15 protein-coding genes are annotated in these 20,172 nt (G+C 70.4%); 9 read left to right on the forward strand and 6 right to left on the reverse strand.

The features are described from left to right. Nucleotides 1-92: 92 nt before the first annotated feature. Nucleotides 93-683: a malonic semialdehyde reductase gene (locus ACIBJG_RS34500; RefSeq protein WP_399313695.1), complete on the forward strand. Its 591-nt coding sequence runs from the start codon at nucleotides 93-95 to the stop codon at nucleotides 681-683. A 109-nt stretch (nucleotides 684-792) separates the two neighbouring features. Here the strand turns inward: ACIBJG_RS34500 and ACIBJG_RS34505 are convergent, their stop codons facing one another. Next, entirely contained in the window at nucleotides 793-1,311 is a 519-nt protein-coding gene (locus ACIBJG_RS34505) for a DUF4245 domain-containing protein (RefSeq protein WP_399313696.1), read from the reverse strand. 154 nt (nucleotides 1,312-1,465) lie between these two features. On the opposite strand from ACIBJG_RS34505, the gene glpX reads away from it, so the two are divergent. Continuing rightward, on the forward strand, nucleotides 1,466-2,497 hold the full coding sequence (gene glpX, locus ACIBJG_RS34510) for a class II fructose-bisphosphatase (protein WP_359085246.1): 1,032 nt from the start codon (nucleotides 1,466-1,468) through the stop codon (nucleotides 2,495-2,497). A gap of 133 nt (nucleotides 2,498-2,630) precedes the next feature. Here glpX and ACIBJG_RS34515 read toward each other — a convergent pair whose 3' ends face one another. Together ACIBJG_RS34515 and ACIBJG_RS34520 are read right to left on the reverse strand one after the other, a co-directional pair. Beyond that, the gene (locus ACIBJG_RS34515; RefSeq protein ID WP_219571593.1) at nucleotides 2,631-3,002 is read right to left on the reverse strand and encodes a WhiB family transcriptional regulator; all 372 of its coding nucleotides are present in this window, start codon (nucleotides 3,000-3,002) and stop codon (nucleotides 2,631-2,633) included. A gap of 218 nt (nucleotides 3,003-3,220) precedes the next feature. Next, the gene (locus tag ACIBJG_RS34520; protein ID WP_399313698.1) at nucleotides 3,221-3,886 is read right to left on the reverse strand and encodes a DUF1707 domain-containing protein; all 666 of its coding nucleotides are present in this window, start codon (nucleotides 3,884-3,886) and stop codon (nucleotides 3,221-3,223) included. 218 nt (nucleotides 3,887-4,104) lie between these two features. On the opposite strand from ACIBJG_RS34520, the gene ACIBJG_RS34525 reads away from it, so the two are divergent. Beyond that, complete coding sequence (locus ACIBJG_RS34525; RefSeq protein WP_399313700.1) at nucleotides 4,105-5,772, forward strand: fumarate hydratase; 1,668 nt, start codon at nucleotides 4,105-4,107, stop codon at nucleotides 5,770-5,772. Between the two features lie 75 nt (nucleotides 5,773-5,847). Here the strand turns inward: ACIBJG_RS34525 and ACIBJG_RS34530 are convergent, their stop codons facing one another. Further along, nucleotides 5,848-6,861 (reverse strand): LuxR C-terminal-related transcriptional regulator, encoded by a 1,014-nt coding sequence (locus tag ACIBJG_RS34530; protein WP_399313702.1) that lies wholly within the window; start codon nucleotides 6,859-6,861, stop codon nucleotides 5,848-5,850. A 158-nt stretch (nucleotides 6,862-7,019) separates the two neighbouring features. Here ACIBJG_RS34530 and ACIBJG_RS34535 point away from each other — a divergent pair, with 158 nt between their 5' ends. After that, nucleotides 7,020-8,222, forward strand: coding sequence for an MFS transporter (locus ACIBJG_RS34535; protein WP_399313703.1), 1,203 nt, complete (start codon nucleotides 7,020-7,022; stop codon nucleotides 8,220-8,222). A 226-nt stretch (nucleotides 8,223-8,448) separates the two neighbouring features. Then, a complete protein-coding gene (locus ACIBJG_RS34540) occupies nucleotides 8,449-9,750 on the forward strand; it encodes a M18 family aminopeptidase (protein WP_399313705.1) in 1,302 nt (433 codons plus the stop codon). 46 nt (nucleotides 9,751-9,796) lie between these two features. Here the strand turns inward: ACIBJG_RS34540 and ACIBJG_RS34545 are convergent, their stop codons facing one another. Next, nucleotides 9,797-11,323 (reverse strand): ricin-type beta-trefoil lectin domain protein, encoded by a 1,527-nt coding sequence (locus ACIBJG_RS34545; protein ID WP_399313706.1) that lies wholly within the window; start codon nucleotides 11,321-11,323, stop codon nucleotides 9,797-9,799. Between the two features lie 107 nt (nucleotides 11,324-11,430). Between ACIBJG_RS34545 and ACIBJG_RS34550 the strand changes: the two genes are divergently transcribed. The 4 genes from ACIBJG_RS34550 to ACIBJG_RS34565 all read left to right on the forward strand — a co-directional run bounded on the left by ACIBJG_RS34550 (nucleotide 11,431) and on the right by ACIBJG_RS34565 (nucleotide 17,718). Then, complete coding sequence (locus ACIBJG_RS34550; RefSeq protein WP_399313707.1) at nucleotides 11,431-12,831, forward strand: class II fumarate hydratase; 1,401 nt, start codon at nucleotides 11,431-11,433, stop codon at nucleotides 12,829-12,831. A 283-nt stretch (nucleotides 12,832-13,114) separates the two neighbouring features. Beyond that, the gene (locus ACIBJG_RS34555; protein ID WP_399313709.1) at nucleotides 13,115-13,813 is read left to right on the forward strand and encodes a DUF402 domain-containing protein; all 699 of its coding nucleotides are present in this window, start codon (nucleotides 13,115-13,117) and stop codon (nucleotides 13,811-13,813) included. A 395-nt stretch (nucleotides 13,814-14,208) separates the two neighbouring features. Then, on the forward strand, nucleotides 14,209-16,125 hold the full coding sequence (locus ACIBJG_RS34560; protein ID WP_399313710.1) for a SpoIIE family protein phosphatase: 1,917 nt from the start codon (nucleotides 14,209-14,211) through the stop codon (nucleotides 16,123-16,125). A gap of 123 nt (nucleotides 16,126-16,248) precedes the next feature. Next, nucleotides 16,249-17,718, forward strand: coding sequence for a catalase (locus ACIBJG_RS34565; RefSeq protein WP_399313712.1), 1,470 nt, complete (start codon nucleotides 16,249-16,251; stop codon nucleotides 17,716-17,718). A 90-nt stretch (nucleotides 17,719-17,808) separates the two neighbouring features. Here the strand turns inward: ACIBJG_RS34565 and ACIBJG_RS34570 are convergent, their stop codons facing one another. Next, nucleotides 17,809-20,106 (reverse strand): transglycosylase domain-containing protein, encoded by a 2,298-nt coding sequence (locus ACIBJG_RS34570; RefSeq protein WP_399313713.1) that lies wholly within the window; start codon nucleotides 20,104-20,106, stop codon nucleotides 17,809-17,811. Nucleotides 20,107-20,172: the final 66 nt, after the last annotated feature.

The raw sequence follows: 20,172 nt of genomic DNA on the forward strand, positions 1-20,172 counted from the left end.
CCTCCCGTTTTAGTTGAAAGTTAACCTACCCCTCCCGTACCGTGATCGACGTTGCTTGATCCCCCGTGTACGTCCGGAAGGTAATACGCAAGATGTCCCTCGTTCTTGACCCCGCCGCCCAGGACCTCCTCTTCCGTGAGGCCCGCACCGCCAACACCTTCACCGACGAGCCGGTGACCGACGAGCAGGTCCAGGCGATCTACGACCTGGTCAAGTACGGCCCGACCGCGTTCAACCAGTCGCCGCTGCGCGTCGTCCTGGTCCGTTCGGACGAGGCCCGCGCCCGTCTGGTCCCGCACATGGCCGAGGGCAACCAGCCGAAGACCTCGACCGCCCCGCTGGTCGCGATCCTGGCCACGGACAACGAGTTCCACGAGGAGCTCCCGGCCCTGCTGCCGCACTTCCCGCAGGCCAAGGACGCGTTCTTCTCCGAGCGCCCGGTCCGCGAGTCCGCCGCCGCACTGAACGGCGCCCTGCAGGCCGCCTACTTCATCATCGGCGTCCGCGCCGCCGGCCTGGCCGCCGGCCCGATGACCGGCTACGACGCCGCGGGCATCGAGAAGGAGTTCCTCGACGGCGACCACAACGTGCTGATGGTCGTCAACATCGGCAAGCCGGGCGAGGACGCCTGGTTCCCGCGTCTGCCGCGCCTGGCGTTCGACGAGGTCATCAAGACCGTCTGAGCCCTGCCGCCCGCCACCCCCCAGGGGCGCACGGACATGAGGAAGGCCCTGGAGCACGTGCTCCAGGGCCTTCCTCATGTCCGCATGCCCGCAGGCCCGACCGCGACCGTCAGGACGTCTTGAGCGACGCCGCCATCTCGGCCAGCCGCTCCGTCGAGGCGGAGCCGGTCACGACCGTGGTCGCGCCCTTCTCCTGACGCACGAGGGCGTCGTACTTCGGGCCCTCCCAGTGCTGCCAGGCCTCCCCCGCCACCTGCTGCGTGCGCCCGGTGTCCTTCGCCTTCTGGCTGACCTCGGTGACGTACTTGTCCGCAGAGGACGTGGACTGCTCCACCGCGACGTACTTGCCGTCCGGATCGAGGAAGCCCAGATGCCAGCTGTCGCCCGCCTCGCGGTCGTAACCGACCGAGGTGGGCTTCCAGTTCTCCGCCAGACCGGTCGGAGCGGCCACCGGGTACGGGGCCGCGCGCCGCGCGGTCAGGAGCTCGACCCGGTAGTCGACCGCCTTGACCGGATCGGCCTTGTCGTCGTGCGGAACGAAGATGTAGACGACCCCCGCCACGGCGGCGATCACCGCCAAGGACAGGAACATGTCCCGCACTGTCTGCTTGCCTCGCTTGCTTGCCACGTGTCCATCGTCGCATCAGCCCCGGCGGGACCGAATCGCGGGACCGGATCGCGGGTGGCCGCTCATTCGTGACCCGGTCTGCTCATTTTATCGACCTGACGATAGAGTCACATCACCCTCATCCGGTCGTCGTCGTACAGAAAGGTGCGCTCCGATGTCCGAGCATCATCTGCCGTCCCAGCTGGAGGTCTCCCCGGAGGCCCCCGACCGCAACCTCGCTCTGGAGCTCGTCCGGGTCACCGAGGCCGCCGCCATGGCCGCCGGGCGCTGGGTCGGCCGCGGGGACAAGATCGGCGCCGACGGCGCCGCCGTGAAGGCCATGCGGACCCTCGTCTCCACCGTGTCGATGAACGGCATCGTCGTCATCGGTGAGGGCGAGAAGGACGAAGCCCCCATGCTGTTCAACGGCGAGCGCGTCGGAGACGGCACCGGCCCCGAGGTCGACATCGCCGTCGACCCGATCGACGGCACCACCCTGAACGCCAAGGGCATGCCGAACGCGATCGCCGTGCTGGCCGCGGCGGACCGGGGCGCGATGTTCGACCCGTCCGCCGTCTTCTACATGGACAAGCTGGTCACCGGCCCCGAGGCCGCCGACTTCGTCGACATCAACGCCCCCGTCTCGGTGAACATCCGCCGGGTCGCGAAGGCGAAGAACTCCATGCCCGAGGACGTCACCGTCGTCATCCTGGACCGCCCGCGCCACGAGGGCATCGTCAAGGAGATCCGGGAGACCGGCGCCCGGATCAAGTTCATCTCCGACGGCGACGTCGCGGGCTCGATCATGGCCGCCCGCGAGGGCACCGGCGTCGACCTGCTCATGGGGATCGGCGGCACGCCCGAGGGCATCATCTCGGCCTGCGCCATAAAGTGCCTCGGCGGCGTCATCCAGGGCAAGCTCTGGCCGAAGGACGACGCCGAACGGCAGCGCGCCCTGGACGCCGGACACGACCTGGACCGGGTGCTGTCCACGGACGACCTGGTCAGCGGGGACAACGTGTTCTTCGTGGCGACCGGCATCACGGACGGCGAACTGATGCGCGGCGTGCGCTACCGCGCGGAGACGGCGACCACCGAGTCGATCGTCATGCGGTCCAAGTCGGGCACCATCCGGAAGATCGACTCCACCCACCGGCTGTCGAAGCTGCGTGCCTACAGCGCGATCGACTTCGACCGCGCGAAGTGATGCGGGTACGTCCGCGCGACGCGTTGCGGGTACGTACCCGCAACGCGATGTAGGCACCGTCCGCGCGAATAGGCGCCCCCCATGTGCGGTGGGGGCGCCTCTTCGCGCAGGCGGGTACCGTCCCGGGCCGGCGTCAGCCGGCCGCGGCGATGTGGCCGGTGGCGCCGGACGCCTTGAGCTCCGCCTCGCGCCGCCTGCGGCGGGCGAGCGCCACGCGGCGTTCGGCAGCCGTGAGGCCGCCCCACACCCCGTAGGGCTCCGGTTGCACCAAGGCGTGTTCCCGGCATTCGATCATCACAGGACAACGCGCGCAGACCCGCTTCGCGGACTCCTCGCGCGACAGTCGGGCAGCAGTCGGCTCCTTCGACGGGGCGAAGAACAGCCCGGCTTCATCCCGGCGGCACACCGCCTCCGAGTGCCAGGGGCCTGCCTGATCCTCCCGAGCGGGGGTCCGCTGGGGAGGGATGGCGGCGACCTGCAGGGGCTGATGCGGCAGTTGCAGCACGGTCCACTCCTGACGACGGCTTCGCGAGCAAGAGGCGATGCAGCACTCCCTACCCGCTGTGCGCGCGCCTATGCACTGAGTGGCACCCAGTTCCGGACCACGGAATTGCGGTCGAGCGGATTTCCGTGCGATTCCGCGCCCCGCACCCGAATCCGCTCCCCCTCACACCAATCCGCCCCCGCACACCACTACGCGCGATCACGCCATCGTGTCAGTTGTCAGTGACCGAGATGTTTACGCAGCCGGTCCTGCAGATCCGCGATGAACTTCCCGCGCTTGGGCTTCGCGTCGACGCTGCCGAACACCGAATATCCGTTGACGGCCACCACGGGCGCCTCGGGATCCGCCGATTCCAGCGTGGCGACTTCGAAACTGCCGAAGATTCCCGTCCCGCTGCCGCGCAGCGAGATGTTCTCGGGGACCTTGATGTCCACGCTCCCGAAGATGGAGGTCGCGTTGATCACGGTGAGCCGCTGACTGAAAAGAGCCTCGGTCAGATCGATTTCGACGCTGCCGAACAGCGAGAACGCGTTCGTGCGCCCACCGACCCGCCAGCGCCCCTTGCGGGTGGCACTGCTGAAGATCGCCACCAGGTTGTCGGCGGGGCCCGTCGGCACCTCGGGGGTGCGGTCGTACGAGGCACCGACGGCCCTGGGGGTGCCGCCCGGCGCCGGCAGGTCCCGTACCAGCGGTTCGAGTTCCCCGACGGTCTTGGCGCGGTAGACCGCGTCGACCCGCTCGGCATGCTCGTCGGCGGTCAGCCGGCCCTCGGCCATCGCCTCCCGCAGGATGTCCGCGATCCGGTCACGGTCCGCGTCGGAGGCGCGGATGACGTCGGGTTCCGCCCGCGCGGTGGGCTGCTGGGGGTGCTTTTCGAGGTCCACCGGCCCAGCGTACCCAAACGCGATAGATCGCGACTAGGGCCTGGCGCCAAGCGACAGGCCGTGGCAAGCGACAGCCCGTGGCGACCGACAGGCCATGGCGAGCGGCCGGATCCGGTGAGCCCTACCTCACAGACTCACCGCGCCCGCGGGGTCCTACCCTGGTGGATGCGCTGCCCAAGGGAGGTCAGCCGCTGTCTGCCGAGTGAGGAATGGCCGTAATGCCAGAGTTTGCGTACTCCGATCTGCTCCCCCTGGGAGAGGACACCACGCCGTACCGCCTGGTCACCGCCGAGGGTGTGTCCACCTTCGAGGCCGACGGACGGACGTTCCTCAAGGTCGATCCGGAGGCGCTGCGCACCCTGGCCGCCGAGGCCATGCACGACATCTCGCACTACCTGCGGCCCGCGCACCTGGCGCAGCTGCGGCGGATCGTCGACGACCCCGAGGCGTCGTCCAACGACAAGTTCGTCGCGCTCGACCTGCTGAAGAACGCGAACATCGCCGCCGCCGGCGTGCTGCCGATGTGCCAGGACACCGGCACCGCGATCGTCATGGGCAAGCGCGGGCAGAACGTGCTGACCGAGGGCGGTGACGAGGAGGCGCTGTCGCACGGCATCTTCGACGCGTACACCAAGCTCAACCTGCGTTACTCGCAGATGGCCCCGCTGAACATGTGGGACGAGAAGAACACCGGCTCGAACCTCCCGGCGCAGATCGAGCTGTACGCGACCGACGGCGGCGCGTACAAGTTCCTCTTCATGGCCAAGGGCGGCGGCTCGGCCAACAAGTCGTTCCTCTTCCAGGAGACCAAGGCGGTCCTCAACGAGGCCTCCATGATGAAGTTCCTGGAGGAGAAGATCCGTTCGCTGGGTACGGCGGCCTGCCCGCCATACCACCTGGCGATCGTCGTCGGCGGTACGTCGGCCGAGTTCGCGCTGAAGACCGCGAAGTACGCCTCCGCGCACTACCTGGACGAGCTGCCCGCCGAGGGCTCCCCCACCGGTCACGGTTTCCGGGACAAGGAGCTGGAGGAGAAGGTCTTCGAGCTGACGCAGAAGATCGGCATCGGGGCGCAGTTCGGCGGCAAGTACTTCTGCCACGACGTGCGCGTGGTCCGTCTCCCCCGGCACGGTGCCTCGCTGCCCGTCGCCATCGCCGTGTCCTGCTCGGCCGACCGCCAGGCGACCGCGAAGATCACCGCCGAGGGCGTCTTCCTGGAGCAGCTGGAGAAGGACCCGGCCCGCTTCCTCCCCGACACGACGGACGAGCACCTCGACGAGGCGAGTGACGTCGTCAGGATCGACCTGAACCGGCCGATGGACGACATCCTCGCCGAGCTGACCAAGTACCCGGTCAAGACCCGGCTCTCGCTGACCGGCCCGCTGGTCGTGGCGCGCGACATCGCGCACGCCAAGATCAAGGAGCGGCTGGACGGGGGCGAGGAGATGCCGCAGTACCTGAAGGACCACCCGGTGTACTACGCGGGACCGGCGAAGACGCCCGAGGGTTACGCCTCCGGTTCCTTCGGCCCGACGACGGCCGGCCGCATGGACAGCTATGTCGCGCAGTTCCAGGCGGCGGGCGGCTCCAAGGTGATGCTGGCGAAGGGCAACCGCTCCAGGCAGGTCACCGACGCGTGCGACACGCACGGCGGCTTCTACCTCGGTTCGATCGGCGGCCCGGCGGCCCGCCTCGCGCAGGACTGCATCAAGAAGGTCGAGGTCGTCGAGTACGAGGAGCTCGGCATGGAGGCGGTCTGGAGGATCGAGGTCGAGGACTTCCCGGCGTTCGTCGTCGTCGACGACAAGGGCAACGACTTCTTCACCGAGCCCGCCCCCGCACCGACGTTCACCAGCATTCCGGTGCGCGGTCCCGGCCTCGCCTGACGGGCGGACCCGCACACCCACCGAGGGGGCGTACCGGCTTCGGCCGGTACGCCCCCCGGTCCTCCGGCCCCGGGGTCAGCCGTCCAGCAGCCCCGACGTCGCGACCAGATAGCCGAGTTGGGCGCGGCTGGTGCTGCCCAGCTGCTCGGAGACCTTCCGCATGTGTTCGGCGACGCTGCGGCGGCTCATCCCGATCCGCCGGGCGATCGCGGCGTCCGTCTCGCCGTTGACCACCGCCAGCAGGATGGCGCGTTGCAGGTCGGACGTGATGACGGGGGTGCGCAGGGGCGCCCGCTCGGGCCGGACCGGCACCGCGCGCGCCCATGCCTCGTCGAAGCCGCGGGCCAGGAAGCGCACCAGCGACGGGTGCCGGATGCGCAGCGCCTCGTGCCGTTCGTCGGAGAACGGGACGAGGGCGAGGTCCCGGTCGAAGACGATCACCCGGTCGACGACCTCGGCGAGTGTCCTGACCTCCGCCCCCGCGGCGGTGACCTGCTCGATGTACGCGAGGGTGGCGCGGTCGGAGCGGACGGTGTGCTGGTAGACCGTCCGCTGCCGGACGCCCCGCCCCAGGTTGCCCAGGTCCCGGGTCAGCGCCTCCTGGAGCACGTCCGCGGGACGTCCGCCCCCGGGGTGGGCGGTGCGGACCTCCTCACGGCAGCCGGCCACCCCGGCGTCCAGCGCCCGGCTGATGACGGCCGCCCCGGAGAGCCGGGTGAGCGCGGGCTGCCGGGTCCGGTGCACGTCCGCGTACAGCGCCTCGAAGACCGAGAGCGTGGCGCGGGTGGAACGCAGCGTGCGACGCCGTTCGAGGATGGCCTCCTGGAGCGGGGCAAGCGCGGCGTACGAGGCCGTCTCCGGCGGTACGGGGATCATCAAGCCCGGTGACTCGCGGTCCGCGACCATCAGATGGAGGTCCACCAGGCAGCCGGCCACGGCCTCCGTCGGAAGGCTTCCCGCCACCAGCGCGCGCCGGTAGGCCGCGAGCGCCGCCTCGCACGGCTGCTCCGGCGCGGGGCGCTCCCGCGCGCCGTCCGCCGACGATTCGCGGCAATCACATGCCGGTGGGCTGGAATGATCGGCCTTCACAAGTATGCAGATTACCTTTGTGCATACGGGCCGACAGGGGAGAGTCGCGGCACCTCGGCGACCATGAAGAAGTGATACCCGCCGCCGACGACTCCCCCGCCAGGTCACTCGGCGAATCGGCCGACTCCCCGGGTGGGGAGCGACGTTATCGATTCCTGGTGACCGGCTACGCCATCTCTTCGTACGGCACGTTCCTCAATACGGTGGCGCTCAACCTGTTCGTCTACGAGACGACGGGCCGGGCCCTGGCCATGGGCGCGTTCATGGCGGTCCGACTGGCGGCCGGATTCGCGGCCGGGCTCGCCGCGGGCGGCCTGCTCACCCGGTTCACCGCGAAAAGCATCATGCTCCGGACGAATATCGCACAGGCGGCTGTGATGCTGCTGCTGATTCTCGCGCCGGACGGACTGCGTACGGCGGCACTGCTCGCCGTCTCCGTGGTGGTCGGTTCCTGCGGGACGCTGTTCATGGTGTCGCTGCGCACCTCGATTCCGGAGATGGTGGGCGAGGACCGGCGTTCGTGGGCGAACTCCCTGTCGATCAGCGGGCGTTCGATGGCGATGGTGGCCGGTTTCGCCTCGGCGGGTGTCGTCGTCTCGCTCGTGGGGTACACCGCCGCCTTCGTGGTGGACATGGCCACGTTCGCCGTCTGCGCGGTGACGGTGGCACTGCTGCCGATCGCCGGTGGCGGAAGGGGCACGCCGGAGGTGGAGCCGGCGCAGGCCCCCCGGCAGGTCCGGCGGCGGATGTCCTTCGCTCCGGCCGCTCTGGCCGCCGTGCCCGGTCTCGGGCTGATGGTGGTGCTGCGCGGCGTGGACGCCCTCGGCTCGTCCTCGCACAACGCCGCACTTCCCGTGCACTCCAGCGAGCTCGACGCCTCGCACCCAGCCGTGTTCGTCAGCGCCTTCTGGTGCCTCTGGGCGCTCGGCAGCATCCTGGCGCAGCAGGTGGTCCAGCGGTACGGGCGACGCACCGGCCGGTCCGTCGGGGCGCTGGGTTTCGGGTACGGCACCTGTCTGATGTCGGGGGCGTTCATCCTGGCGTTCGCGGGTTTCCCGCCGGTTGCCACCGCCGTGATCGCCTTGGTCGCGGGGGCTGCCGACGGGCTCACCGAGGTCTCGTACACCTCTCATCTGCAGACCCTGCCGGCCGGTCCGCGGGCCCGTGCCTTCGGTCTCTCCGCGACGGTGGAGAACCTCGGCTTCGGCGTCGGGATGATCGCCGTCGCCTCCGCCCTCGACCGCTTCAGCCCGCTGACCGTCGTCGGCTGGTCCCACGGCGTGGCCCTGCTGGTCGCGGTGGTGTTCCTGATCCGGGTGACGGGGCCGCGCGGGGCGGCGTCGGGTCGGCCGGCGCCGTGACGGGCCGCGGGGTCCGCCCGCGCACGTCGGAATTCAGCCATTCTCGCGCACCGGACCGTCCACGCGGCTTGCGGGCGACCGCGCCGATGCGGTGAGTTGTCCGCGTTGCCGGAGAACTGCGCCCCTCATCCGCACCCGGCTCACGGTCCCCCACGCCTGAGCACTCCGCCGCCGAACCCATACGACCGCACACCCTCACGTCCCACTCCGGAAAGGCGGACACCGCATGACGCCGGTCCCTCACCGCAGCCACGCCGACGACCTGCTCTCCTTCATCAGGGCCAGCCCCTCCCCGTACCACGCCGTGGCGAGCGCGGCCCAGCGCCTGGAGAAGGCCGGTTTCCGTGAGCTGCGGGGCACCGACGACTGGACGGGCACCACGGGCGGCAGTTTCGTCGTCCGCGGCGGAGCCCTGATCGCCTGGTACGCCCCCGAGGGCACGCCCTGCCACACACCGTTCCGGATCATCGGCACGCACACCGACTCTCCGAACCTGCGGATCAAGCCCACCCCCGACACCGGTTCCGCCGGCTGGCGGCAGATCGCCGTCGAGATCTACGGCGGGGTCCCGCTCAACACCTGGCTCGACCGCGACCTGGGCATCTCGGGGCGCCTCGCCCTGCGCGGTCCCGGCGGCACGACCGACTCGCGGCTCGTCCAGATCGACGAACCGCTGCTGCGCGTGCCCCAGTTGGCGATCCACCTGGACCGCACCGTCAACGACGGCCTCACCCTGGACCGGCAGCGGCACATCGCCCCGGTCTGGTCGCTCGGCGCCGCCGAGGAGGGGGCGCTGCTGCGCCGGGTCGCGGCGGCGGCGGAGGCCGATCCCGACGAGGTGCTCGGCTGGGACCTGATGCTCCACGACATCCAGCCGCCCGGATACCTGGGCGCGGAGCGGGAGTTCGTGGTCTCCTCCCGGCTGGACAACCTGGTGTCGGTGCACGCGGGTGTCACGGCGCTGGCCGGCGCGGCGACGGCGGCCGAGGAGCCCGCGTACATCCCGGTCCTGGCGGCCTTCGATCACGAGGAGGTCGGCAGCGGTTCCGACACGGGTGCGCAGAGCCCGCTGCTGGAGCGCGTACTGAGCCGGTCGGTGACCGCTCGCGGCGGAAGCGCGGAGGACTGGGCGCGGGCGCTGGCCGGCGCGTTCTGCGTCTCGGCCGACATGGCGCACGCCGTCCACCCCAACTACGCGGAGCGCCACGACCCCGACCACCGCCCGCTGCCCAACGGCGGCCCCACGGTCAAGGTCAACGTCAATCAGCGCTACGCCACCGACTCGACGGGGCTCGCGGTGTTCGCGTCGGCGTGCGAGCGGGCGGGTGCTCCGTGGCAGCCGTTCGTCTCCAACAACGCGATGCCGTGCGGTACGTCCATCGGCCCGCTCACCGCGGCGCGGCTGGGTGTGCAGACCGTCGACGTGGGCGTGCCGGGTCTGTCGATGCACTCGGCGCGCGAGTTGTGCGGGGCGGACGACCCGGGGCACCTGGCGGCGATCCTGCGCGCGTTCGTGACCTCGGACTGACCGCGGTACGGGGCGGGGCGGCCGGCCCCGCCCCGTACCGGCCGGACTACGCGAAGCGCTGCTGCGCGCTTCCGTCGCAGGGCTGGAGCCTCAGCGGGTCATGGGCCCCCGCCAGGGTCGCGCACAGCCCGGTCGAGGCAGCCGGGCGCAGGGTGCCCGACTGCCGGACGAACTGCTGGTTGGCCGCGCCGGAGCAGTTGTAGAGGATGAGGGCCGTATCCGCCGTGTACTTCGCGCCCGGTACGTCCAGGCAGCGGTCGTGGCTCAGCTCGGTACGGAGGGTCTTCGTGCCGGAGTCGTACCACCAGCCCTGGTTGCGCCCGCCGTGGCACTCCCAGCCGGTGACCCCGGTGTTGTTGCGGGTGACCGACGCGGGGACGTCCAGGCAGCTGCCCGTCGCCTCGCCCCGCAGGGGCTTGTAGACGTCGTCCCAGGCGGCGGCCTGGAGCACGGGCTTTCCGGTGCTCGCCGGGTCGGCGCAGCTCGCCTCACGCAGGCCCGAGTTGTAGATCTGGGTGAGGCAGGAGGCGAAGGCGCCGTGGCCGGCGGCGTTGGGGTGGAAGGACTGCCGGACGGAGTTGGAGTCCGGCGGGAAGTGCGAGAGGTCGATGAACAGGCCGCGGGCCCAGGTGGACTCACTGCACACCTCGTGGCCGTGGAAGAGCCGGGAGTTGTCCAGGTAGACGGCTCCGGTGTCGGCGGCGACCCTGCGCATGCCCCGCTCGAAGGCGGGCACGGCGGCGTTGCGGCCCCAGGCGGCGTCGGAGTCGTATCCGGCGCAGCCGCCGGGAAGCTTGCCGGGGAAGTCGGGGTTGTCGTAGAAGTCCGGGCCGATGGGGCTCGGGTAGCCCATGACGACGAGCTTGTAGTCGCCGTCGGCGTAACCGGCGCCGGTCATCACCGTCCGCAGGTCGCGCACGGTCTTCTCGACCTTGGGCACGAGTCCGTCGACGCGGGCCTGCCAGCCGCCCTCGTACTTCGGCTGACAGGTCCCCTGGAGGAGGACCCAGCGCGTGACGCAGTCCGTCATGACCGGGCCGAACTGGAGGTCGTCGTTGGCACCCGCGACCAGCACGACCATCTTGATGCGGGTGTTGCGCGCCTTGATGGCGAGGTTGTCGCTCTGCACCAGTTCGTCGGCGTACTGCTTCGAACCGCCGATGACGATGTTTCCGGTGTACGCGCCGGAGCAGGAGACGTTGTACGTGACGTCGGCCGGGATCCCGGTGCGGTGGATGGCGGAGTCGGGTGAGCGGTGGCACCAGTTGTCGGGGCCGTTGGTGCCCGCCTCGTACGTGCCGACGCCCTCGCCCGAGATCTCACTGTCGCCGAGCGAGATGAGCCCGGTCTTGCGTTCCGCGAGCGGGCGCTCGGCCGGGTCGCCGTACAGCCGGGTGGCCTCTGCGGCGCGGACGGCCTCCAGTTCGGGCGACAGCGGGGTGGATGCGGTACTGGTGGTACCGGGCTGGGCAGCGCCTGCCGGTCCGGCGGCGACGGTCATCCCGCCCAACGCCGCTGCCATGGCCGCGACGGCCGCGACCGTACATCGGAGTCGGTATCCGGTGCGTCTCATTGCGCCTCCCGAGATTGTGGTTACCCCCGGTATTTACTGGTCGGTAGACAACTTGGGAATACATGGAACAAGACAAGTGCTCATCTTTTTCAGGAGGTTGAACGACGATGGCCGAGCAGACGGACGAGGACTACCGCATCGAGCACGACTCGATGGGCGAGGTGCGGGTACCCGCCGACGCGAAATGGCGGGCCCAGACCCAGCGGGCCGTGGAGAACTTCCCGATCTCCGGGCAGCACCTGGAGCGGGCCCACATCGCGGCCCTGGCCCACGTCAAGGCCGCCGCCGCCAAGGTGAACGCCGAGCTGAAGGTGCTCGACCCGGAGATCGCCGAGGCGATCCAGGCGGCCGCTGCGGAGGTCGCCGAGGGGCGCTGGGACGCGCACTTCCCGGTCGACGTCTTCCAGACGGGGTCCGGTACCTCGTCGAACATGAACACCAACGAGGTCCTGGCCACGCTCGCCACCGAGCGCCTCGGCCGCGAGGTCCACCCCAACGACCACGTCAACGCCTCGCAGTCCTCGAACGACGTCTTCCCCTCCTCGATCCACATCGCGGCGACCGACGCGGTGACACGCGAGCTGATCCCGGCCCTGGCCCACCTGGCGGTGGCGCTGGAGCTCAAGTCGGCCGAGTTCGCGGACGTGGTGAAGTCGGGACGTACACACCTGATGGACGCCACTCCGGTCACCCTCGGCCAGGAGTTCGGGGGGTACGCCGCACAGATCCGCTACGGCATCGAGCGACTGCGCGCGTCTCTCCCCCGCCTCGCCGAACTGCCGCTGGGCGGTACGGCCGTCGGCACCGGCATCAACACCCCGCCCGGCTTCTCCGCCGCCGTCATCGCCGAGGTCGCCCGCGTCACCGGGCTGCCACTCACCGAGGCCCGGGACCACTTCGAGGCGCAGGGGGCGCGGGACGGCCTCGTCGAGACGTCCGGCCAGCTCCGTACGATCGCGGTCTCCCTCACCAAGATCTCCAACGATCTGCGCTGGATGGCCTCCGGCCCGCGCACCGGACTGGCCGAGATCAGCCTGCCCGACCTCCAGCCGGGGTCCTCGATCATGCCGGGCAAGGTGAATCCGGTCATTCCCGAGGCCGTACTGATGGTCGCCGCCCAGGTCATGGGGAACGACGCCACGGTTGCCGTCGCGGGCGCCGCCGGTAACTTCGAGCTGAACGTCATGCTCCCGGTCATCGCGAAGAACCTGCTGGAGTCGGTCCGGCTGCTCGCCAACGTCACCCGGCTGCTCGCGGGCCGTACGGTCGACGGGATCACGGCGAACGTCGAGCGTGCCAGGGAGTACGCGGAGTCCTCACCGTCCGTCGTCACCCCGCTGAACAAGTACATCGGCTACGAGGAGGCAGCGAAGGTCGCCAAGAAGTCCCTGGCCGAGCGCCGGACGATCCGCGAGGTGGTGCTGGCCTCGGGCTACGTCGAGCGGGGCGACCTCACCGTGGAACAGCTCGACGAGGCGCTGGACGTGTTGCGTATGACGCGTCCGTGACGTGCATCGCTGCGGTACCGGGGCGCGCTCACTAAGAGGGGCCGGCAATCGGGGGGTGGAAGAAGGAGCGGGGCTGGGTGCGTGCAGCTGCAAGGCGGAGGATTGAGCCATGGCGAACGGGGCCTCCCCCTGCTCGAGCGCAGCCGAGAGCTCGGGGAACATGGTGATTGACGACAACGCCGGAGGGGGCCCCTCCCGGCTCGAGCGAAGCCGAGAGTTGGGGAAGCGCGTGCCCAGCCCCGCGACGCCGCCCCCCGATTGCCGGCCCCTCTAAGATCCCTCCATGACAGGTACCGGAGAGACCGGGCGCTGGGCGCCGGGTGATCAGATCCTGTGGCGCTACCGCGGCAACGGTTCCGGGCAGGCCCGGAACCCCGTGCACATCTGCCGTCCCGTCACGGTCGTCCAGGACACCGACGCGCTGCTCGCCGTCTGGGTCGCGCCCGGCACCGAGTGCGTGAAGCCGGTCCTGGCGAACGGCACCGACGTACACGCCGAACCGCTCGCCACCCGGTACACCGCCCCGCGCACCACCGCCCGCTCGCCCTGGCTGGGCAACGGGGTGCTGAAGCTGGCGAGGCCCGGCGAGCCGTGGTCCGTCTGGCTGTTCTGGGAGCGGGGCTGGCAGTTCCGCAGCTGGTACGTGAACCTGGAGGAACCGCGGACCCGCTGGGCGGGCGGCATCGACTCCGAGGACCACTTCCTCGACATCTCGGTCTACCCGGACCACAGCTGGCTCTGGCGCGACGAGGACGAGTTCGCCCAGGCCCAGCGGGTCGGCCTGATGACCTCGGCCACCGCCCGGCAGGTGCTCGCGGCGGGCCGGGCGGCCGTCGGGGTGATCCGCGACTGGGGGGCGCCGTTCCGGGACGGCTGGGAGGACTGGCGGCCCGATCCGCAGTGGCGGGTCCCCGCACTGCCGGCCGACTGGGACCGGTTGCCGGATGACTGGGACCGCACCCCCTCCCCCATGCCGTCGTGAGACCCTTGATGCACCCCAGGGGGGCAAACGTAGGATCGTCCCGAGGAGATCAGCTCCGCCCCAACCGACGGGCGCGGCGCACGACCTGACCGTAAGTCACCGAGTCATCGCACACGTTGCACACTTCATGAACCGCATCAGTCGTACGAGTCGTGCGAGTCGCACGAGTTGTCCGCACCGCATGAGCCACGACGAGGGGGTGGAGACGTGCTCGCTGTCCGCCGCCCCTGCGCCGGAAACGTTGTCACGGACATCCTGCGCGGGCATCCGGTTTCGGCCCCGTGTTCCGGGGCACGAGATGTCAGCCGTTGTGATTGCCGCTCATGCCGGGGCACAGTAGCGCTCCACGAGGTGATTGCCTCATACAACCGGCCCGGACGGACGGAACCCCACGCGTGACGGAGCACCCCACCTCCCACGAAGGCCGGCAGCCTCTCGCCGCCCGGTCGCAGGAACGCACCCGGCCTCGGCAGCGCGACGCCGCGTCGGCGTCGGCCCCTGCCACCGCGGCGATCCCGGCCCCGGCCAAGGGCCCGAACCCGGCGGCTGCCGGTACGGGCCCCGCGACCGGCCCCGACCCGCAGGCAGCATCCCGCCGTGAGGGCGACCGGCTGCGCTTCGTGGGGGCCGCGACCCGGCGGATCGCCCGCGGGATAGACCTGGACGAGATCGTGCTCGGGCTGTGCCGGGCCAGTGTGCCGACGTTCTCCGACGCCATACTCGTCTACCTCCGCGACCCGCTCCCGGTCGGCGACGAGCGGCCCGTCAACCCGTTCGTGCTGCGGCTGCGCCGCTCCGACCGGCTGCGGCTGAGCGACGAGGACACCGAGAACCTCTCGGAGACCGAGCGGCTGCGACTGCCCACCATCGACCCGCAGGCCGATCTGACGCCCGCCTCCGAACTGTGCGAGGTCCTGGCCGGCGGCGCGCTGGCCGAGGTGCTGCGCGGGGTGCGGCCGGTCTTCGGCGACTCCGCCGCGGCCCGGGTCGCGCTGCCCGAACTGCTCGGCGCGGACCGCGTCGTGCCGTCCGGCCACCGGGCGATCCTCGCCCCGCTGCGCGGCCGGCGCCGGGTGATCGGCGCGGCGGTGTTCCTGCGCGGCACCGAGCGCCCGTCCTTCGAGGCCAACGACCTGCTGGTCGCGGCCCAGCTGGCGACGCACACCGCGCTCGGCATCGACAAGGCCGTGCTGTACGGCCGCGAGGCGTACATCGCCGACGAGCTCCAGCGCACCATGCTGCCCGACTCGCTCCCCCAGCCCACCGGGGTCCGGCTCGCCTCCCGCTACCTCCCCGCCGCCGAGACGGCCCGGGTCGGCGGCGACTGGTACGACGCGATCCCGCTGCCCGGCAGCCGGGTCGCCCTGGTCGTCGGCGACGTCATGGGCCACTCCATGACCTCCGCGGCGATCATGGGCCAGCTGCGCACCACCGCCCAGACCCTGGCCGGCCTCGACCTGCCGCCCCAGGAGGTCCTGCACCACCTGGACGAACAGGCCCAGCGGCTCGGCAGCGACCGGATGGCGACCTGCCTCTACGCGGTGTACGACCCGGTCGCGCACCGCATCACCATCGCCAACGCCGGCCACCCGCCACCCGTCCTGCTCCACCTCGGCGGCCGGGCCGAGGTCCTGAAGGTGCCGCCCGGCGCCCCGATCGGCGTCGGCGGGGTGGACTTCGAGGCCGTCGAGCTGGACGCACCCGCGGGCGCCACCCTGCTCCTCTACACCGACGGACTGGTCGAGTCGCGGCTGCGCGACGTCTGGACGGGCATCGAGCAGCTGCGCGAGCGGCTCGCCGCCACCGCCCGGCTGACCGGCCCCGACCACTCGCCGCCGCTGGAGGCCCTCTGCGACGACGTGCTCGACATGCTCGGCCCGGGCGACCGGGACGACGACATCGCGCTGCTCGCCGCCCGCTTCGACGGGATCGCGCCGAGCGACGTGGCGTACTGGACCCTGGAACCGGAGGACTCCGCCCCGGGCAAGGCCCGCAGGCTGGCCCGCCGCGCGCTCAGCCGGTGGGGGCTCGACGACATCGCGGACTCGGTGGAGCTCCTGGTCAGCGAGGTGGTGACCAACGCGGTGCGGTACGCGGAGCGGCCGGTGACCCTGCGGCTGCTGCGGACCGACATCCTGCGCTGCGAGGTCGGCGACGACGCCCCGCAGCTGCCCCGGCAGCGCCGCGCCCGGGACATGGACGAGGGCGGCCGCGGCCTGTTCCTGGTGAACCGGCTGGCCCGGCGGTGGGGCGCGACGCGTCTGTCGACCGGCAAGGTGGTCTGGTTCGAGATGCCCACCCGGGGGCAGTGACCGGGGCCGCCGAGGCCCTGGTCACCGAGGGTGTGCAAATGTTGCCGACCTTCCCGGTGCGGAGTTGACTTCAGTCGTGTGTGACGCGACCTGACCGAAACCCCCACCGACGGGAGGACGCTCGTGACCGAGGAATCCAGGACCAAGAACGCCCCCTACACCACGAACAACGCCGGGATCCCGGTGGAGAGCGACGAACACTCGCTCACCGTCGGCACCGACGGGCCGATCCTGCTGCAGGACCACTACCTCATCGAGAAGATGGCCCAGTTCAACCGTGAACGGGTTCCCGAACGCGTGGTCCACGCCAAGGGTTCGGGCGCCTACGGCGTCTTCCAGGTGACCAACGACGTCAGTCAGTTCACCAAGGCCGACCTCTTCCAGCCCGGCAAGCAGACCGCCATGCTCGCCCGCTTCTCCACGGTCGCCGGTGAACAGGGCTCCCCCGACACCTGGCGCGACCCCCGCGGCTTCGCGCTGAAGTTCTACACCGAGCACGGCAACTACGACATGGTCGGCAACAACACGCCGGTCTTCTTCGTACGGGACCCGATGAAGTTCCAGGACTTCATCCGCTCGCAGAAGCGCAGGCCGGACAACGGGGTGCGCGACCACGACATGCAGTGGGACTTCTGGACCCTGTCCCCCGAGTCCGCGCACCAGGTGACGTGGCTGATGGGCGACCGGGGCATCCCGAAGACGTACCGCAACATGGACGGGTTCAGCTCGCACACCTACATGTGGGTCAACGCGGGTGGCGAGCGGTTCTGGGTGAAGTACCACTTCAGGACCGACCAGGGCATCGAGTTCTACACGCAGGACGAGGCCGACGCGATGGCGGGCACGGACGGTGACGTCCACCGCCGCGACCTGTTCGAGTCGATCAAGCGCGGCGACCACCCGAGCTGGACGCTCTCCGTCCAGATCATGCCGTTCGACGACGCCCCGGACTACCGGTTCAACCCGTTCGACCTGACGAAGGTGTGGCCGCACGGCGACTACCCGCTGACCGAGGTCGGCCGGATGACGCTGAACGAGAACCCCGAGGACTTCTTCGTCCACATCGAGCAGGCGTCCTTCGAGCCGTCGAACCTGGTGCCCGGCATCGGTCCGTCGCCCGACAAGATGCTGCTGGGCCGACTCTTCTCGTACCCGGACACCCACCGGTACCGGATCGGCCCGAACTACGCGCAGCTGCCGCCGAACCGGCCGCGCTTCTCGCGCAACTCGTACTCCAAGGACGGCCCGATGCGGTACGAGCCGGCGCGCACCGGCGCCGTCTACGCCCCGAACTCGTACGGCGGTCCGGCCGCGGACACCGCGCGCTTCGGCGAGCCGGCCGGCTGGGCCACGGCGGGCGAGATGGTGCACGAGGCGTACAAGCTGCGCCGGGACGACGACGACTGGGGCCAGGCGGGCACGCTGGTGCGCACGGTCCTCGACGACGCGGCGCGCGAGCGGCTGGTGTCGAACATTTCCGGCCATCTGCTGGACGGCGTGAGCCGCCCGGTCCTGGACCGGGCGCTGCAGTACTGGCGCAACGTGGACAAGGACCTCGGCGACCGGGTGGCCAAGAAGGTCAACGGCGGCTGATCACCGGCCGCAGAGCCTCCGAACACGGGAACGGGCGGTGTGCGAGGGTCTTCCCCTCGCACACCGCCCGTTCCGATGACGTGACGCGGGTCAGCGCGTCACGGTGTTCTCGTTGCCCGGCCGCTTGTCGGCCCCGGGGTCCGGCGGGAGTTCGGCGGTGTCCGACGGGCCCGGCTCGGTCGACGGGCCGGTGGGCTCGGTCGAGGGGTCCCCGGTGGGGCTGGGGGGCGGCGTGGTCACCGGCGGATCGGACGTCGCGGGCGGTGGGGTCGTGGGCGCCGGGGTGGTCGCTTCGTCGGAGGGCGAGGCCTCCTTGGTGGCCGAGGTACTCGGGCTCGGCGAGGTGGTGTCCGGCGGCGGGGTGACCGCGGCGCCCATGTCGGTGTCGAGATCGAACTCGCTCGGCTCACCCATGGCCTTCGCGGTGAAGTCGGCCCAGATCTCGGCGGGGAAGCTGCCACCGTTGACGCGGCCGCCGCCGCCGGCACCCTTCAGGGTCACCTGAGCACCCTTCTGCACCTTCTTGCCGTCGTCGTCGGTACGGGCGTAGGCGGCTTCGCCGAAGAGGCCCACCGAGGTGACGAGGTCGGGGGTGTAACCGGTGAACCAGGCCGACTTGTTGTCGTCGGACGTACCGGTCTTGCCCGCGATGTCCTGGTCGGCCAGGCCCTCGGCATTACGCACCGAGTCATGGGCCGTGCCGTCGTCGACCACGCCGGTCAGCACGGAGGTCACGGAGTCCGCGGCCTGGCGGCTGATCACCTGGTCACCGATCGCGTCGGGCATCTGCACCGGGTCGTCGCCCTGGTGCACGGCCGACTTCACGATCTGCGGGGTGACCTTCTTGCCGTGGTTGTCGAGCGTGGCGTAGACGCCGGCCATCGCCATCGGGCTCGCGCCCATGGAGCCGAGCGTCTGCGCGGGCACGGCATCCACACCCTCCACGTTCATACCGAGCTTGCCGGCGGTCTGCAGCACCTTGTCCATGCCCACGTCCACACCCATCTGTGCGAAGACGGAGTTGATGGACTTGTTCATCGCGGTCTGGACGGTGACCGAGCCGTAGTCCTGGTCGTCCTCGTTCTCCGGCGCGAAGGCGACGCCGCTGCCCTCGACCGGCCGCTTGCTGGTGCCGTCGTAACGGGTGTTGGCGGTGATCTCCTGGTTGTCCTGCGTCACCGACTCCTGGTCGAGGGCCGCCGCGAGGATGACCGGCTTGAAGGTGGAGGCGGGCTGGTAGTCGGCCCGCGAGGCGTTCGACGTCCAGTGTTCGTTCTGGCCTCGCCCGCCGTACAGGGCGAGCACCGCACCGCTCTTCGGGTCCACCGAGACGGCACCGGCCTGGATGTCCTGGTCGAGCTTGCGCTTCTTCGTGTCCAGCTTGTCGATCAGCTTCGTCTCGACCGACTTCTCCAGCTTCTGCTGCTGCTTCTTGTCGATGTTGACGGTGATCGTCCAGCCGCCGAGGGCGAGCTGGTCGGCGCTGATGCCCGTCTCCTTCAGCACCGCGTTCTGGGCCGCTTCGACGATGTAGCCCTTCTGCCCCGCGACCCCGTTCAGCGGCTTGGGGTCCTGCGGAATCGGGAACTTCAGGCCCTGGCGCTTGCCGGCGTCCAGCCAGTCCTCCTCGACCATGTTGTTCAGCACGTAGTTCCAGCGCTCCTGGACGAGCGCTTTCCCCTTCGGGCCGGCGACGGCCCAGTCGTACTGGCTGGGGGCCTGGAGCAGCGCGGCGAGGTAGGCGCCCTGCGCGACGTTCAGCTCCTTGGCGTCCTTGCCGTAGTACGCCTGCGCCGCGGCCTGGATGCCGTAGGCGCCCCGGCCGTAGTAGCTGGTGTTGATGTACCCGGCGAGGATCTCCGACTTCCCCCGCTTCTGGTCCACCTTCAGCGAGATGACCAGTTCCTTGAGCTTGCGGGTGACCGTCTGGTCCTGGTCGAGGTAGTAGTTCTTGACGTACTGCTGGGTGATGGTCGAGCCACCCTGCTTGCCCTTGCCGGAGAGCGTGTTCAGCAGGCCGCGCGCGGTGCCCTTGAAGTCGACGCCCTTGTCGTCGTAGAAGGACTTGTTCTCGGCGGCGACGAAGGTCATCTGGACCTCCTTGGGCACCTGGGCGAGGTCCACGATCTCCCGGTTGACCTCGCCCGTCCTGGCCAGCAGGGTCCCGTCGGAGTACTTGTAGATGTTGCTCTGCAGCTTGGCCTGGGCATTGCCTTCGGGCACGTCCACGAGCACGTAGAGGAGGGCGAAGCCGCCCATAGCCAGCAGGCAGACGGTGAAGGCCGCGCCCAGTAGTTTCCGCCAGGTGAAGAGTCCGCGTATGCCGCCGCTCTTCCCGGCCCGCCGCGACCCGCGCCGCTGAGCTCGTCGCGCATCCGCTCGACCCATTGCTGTGTTGCTCCCGTTTCTCTGCTCGACCGGATCAGCTCGGACCTGCCAGCTAACACCGTTGGC

It is taken from the genome of Streptomyces sp. NPDC050422 (genome assembly GCF_044458665.1).
Classification (GTDB): Bacteria; Actinomycetota; Actinomycetes; order Streptomycetales; family Streptomycetaceae; genus Streptomyces.

What these genes read in the sequence shown, in the direction of transcription:
- ACIBJG_RS34500 (WP_399313695.1), top strand. Translation starts at nt 93, where the DNA reads ATGTCCCTCGTTCTTGACCCCGCCGCCCAGGACCTCCTCTTCCGTGAG.
- glpX (WP_359085246.1), top strand. Translation starts at nt 1,466, where the DNA reads ATGTCCGAGCATCATCTGCCGTCCCAGCTGGAGGTCTCCCCGGAGGCC.
- ACIBJG_RS34525 (WP_399313700.1), top strand. Translation starts at nt 4,105, where the DNA reads ATGCCAGAGTTTGCGTACTCCGATCTGCTCCCCCTGGGAGAGGACACC.
- ACIBJG_RS34540 (WP_399313705.1), top strand. Translation starts at nt 8,449, where the DNA reads ATGACGCCGGTCCCTCACCGCAGCCACGCCGACGACCTGCTCTCCTTC.
- ACIBJG_RS34545 (WP_399313706.1), bottom strand. Translation starts at nt 11,323, where the DNA reads ATGAGACGCACCGGATACCGACTCCGATGTACGGTCGCGGCCGTCGCG.
- ACIBJG_RS34550 (WP_399313707.1), top strand. Translation starts at nt 11,431, where the DNA reads ATGGCCGAGCAGACGGACGAGGACTACCGCATCGAGCACGACTCGATG.
- ACIBJG_RS34555 (WP_399313709.1), top strand. Translation starts at nt 13,115, where the DNA reads ATGACAGGTACCGGAGAGACCGGGCGCTGGGCGCCGGGTGATCAGATC.
- ACIBJG_RS34570 (WP_399313713.1), bottom strand. Translation starts at nt 20,106, where the DNA reads ATGGGTCGAGCGGATGCGCGACGAGCTCAGCGGCGCGGGTCGCGGCGG.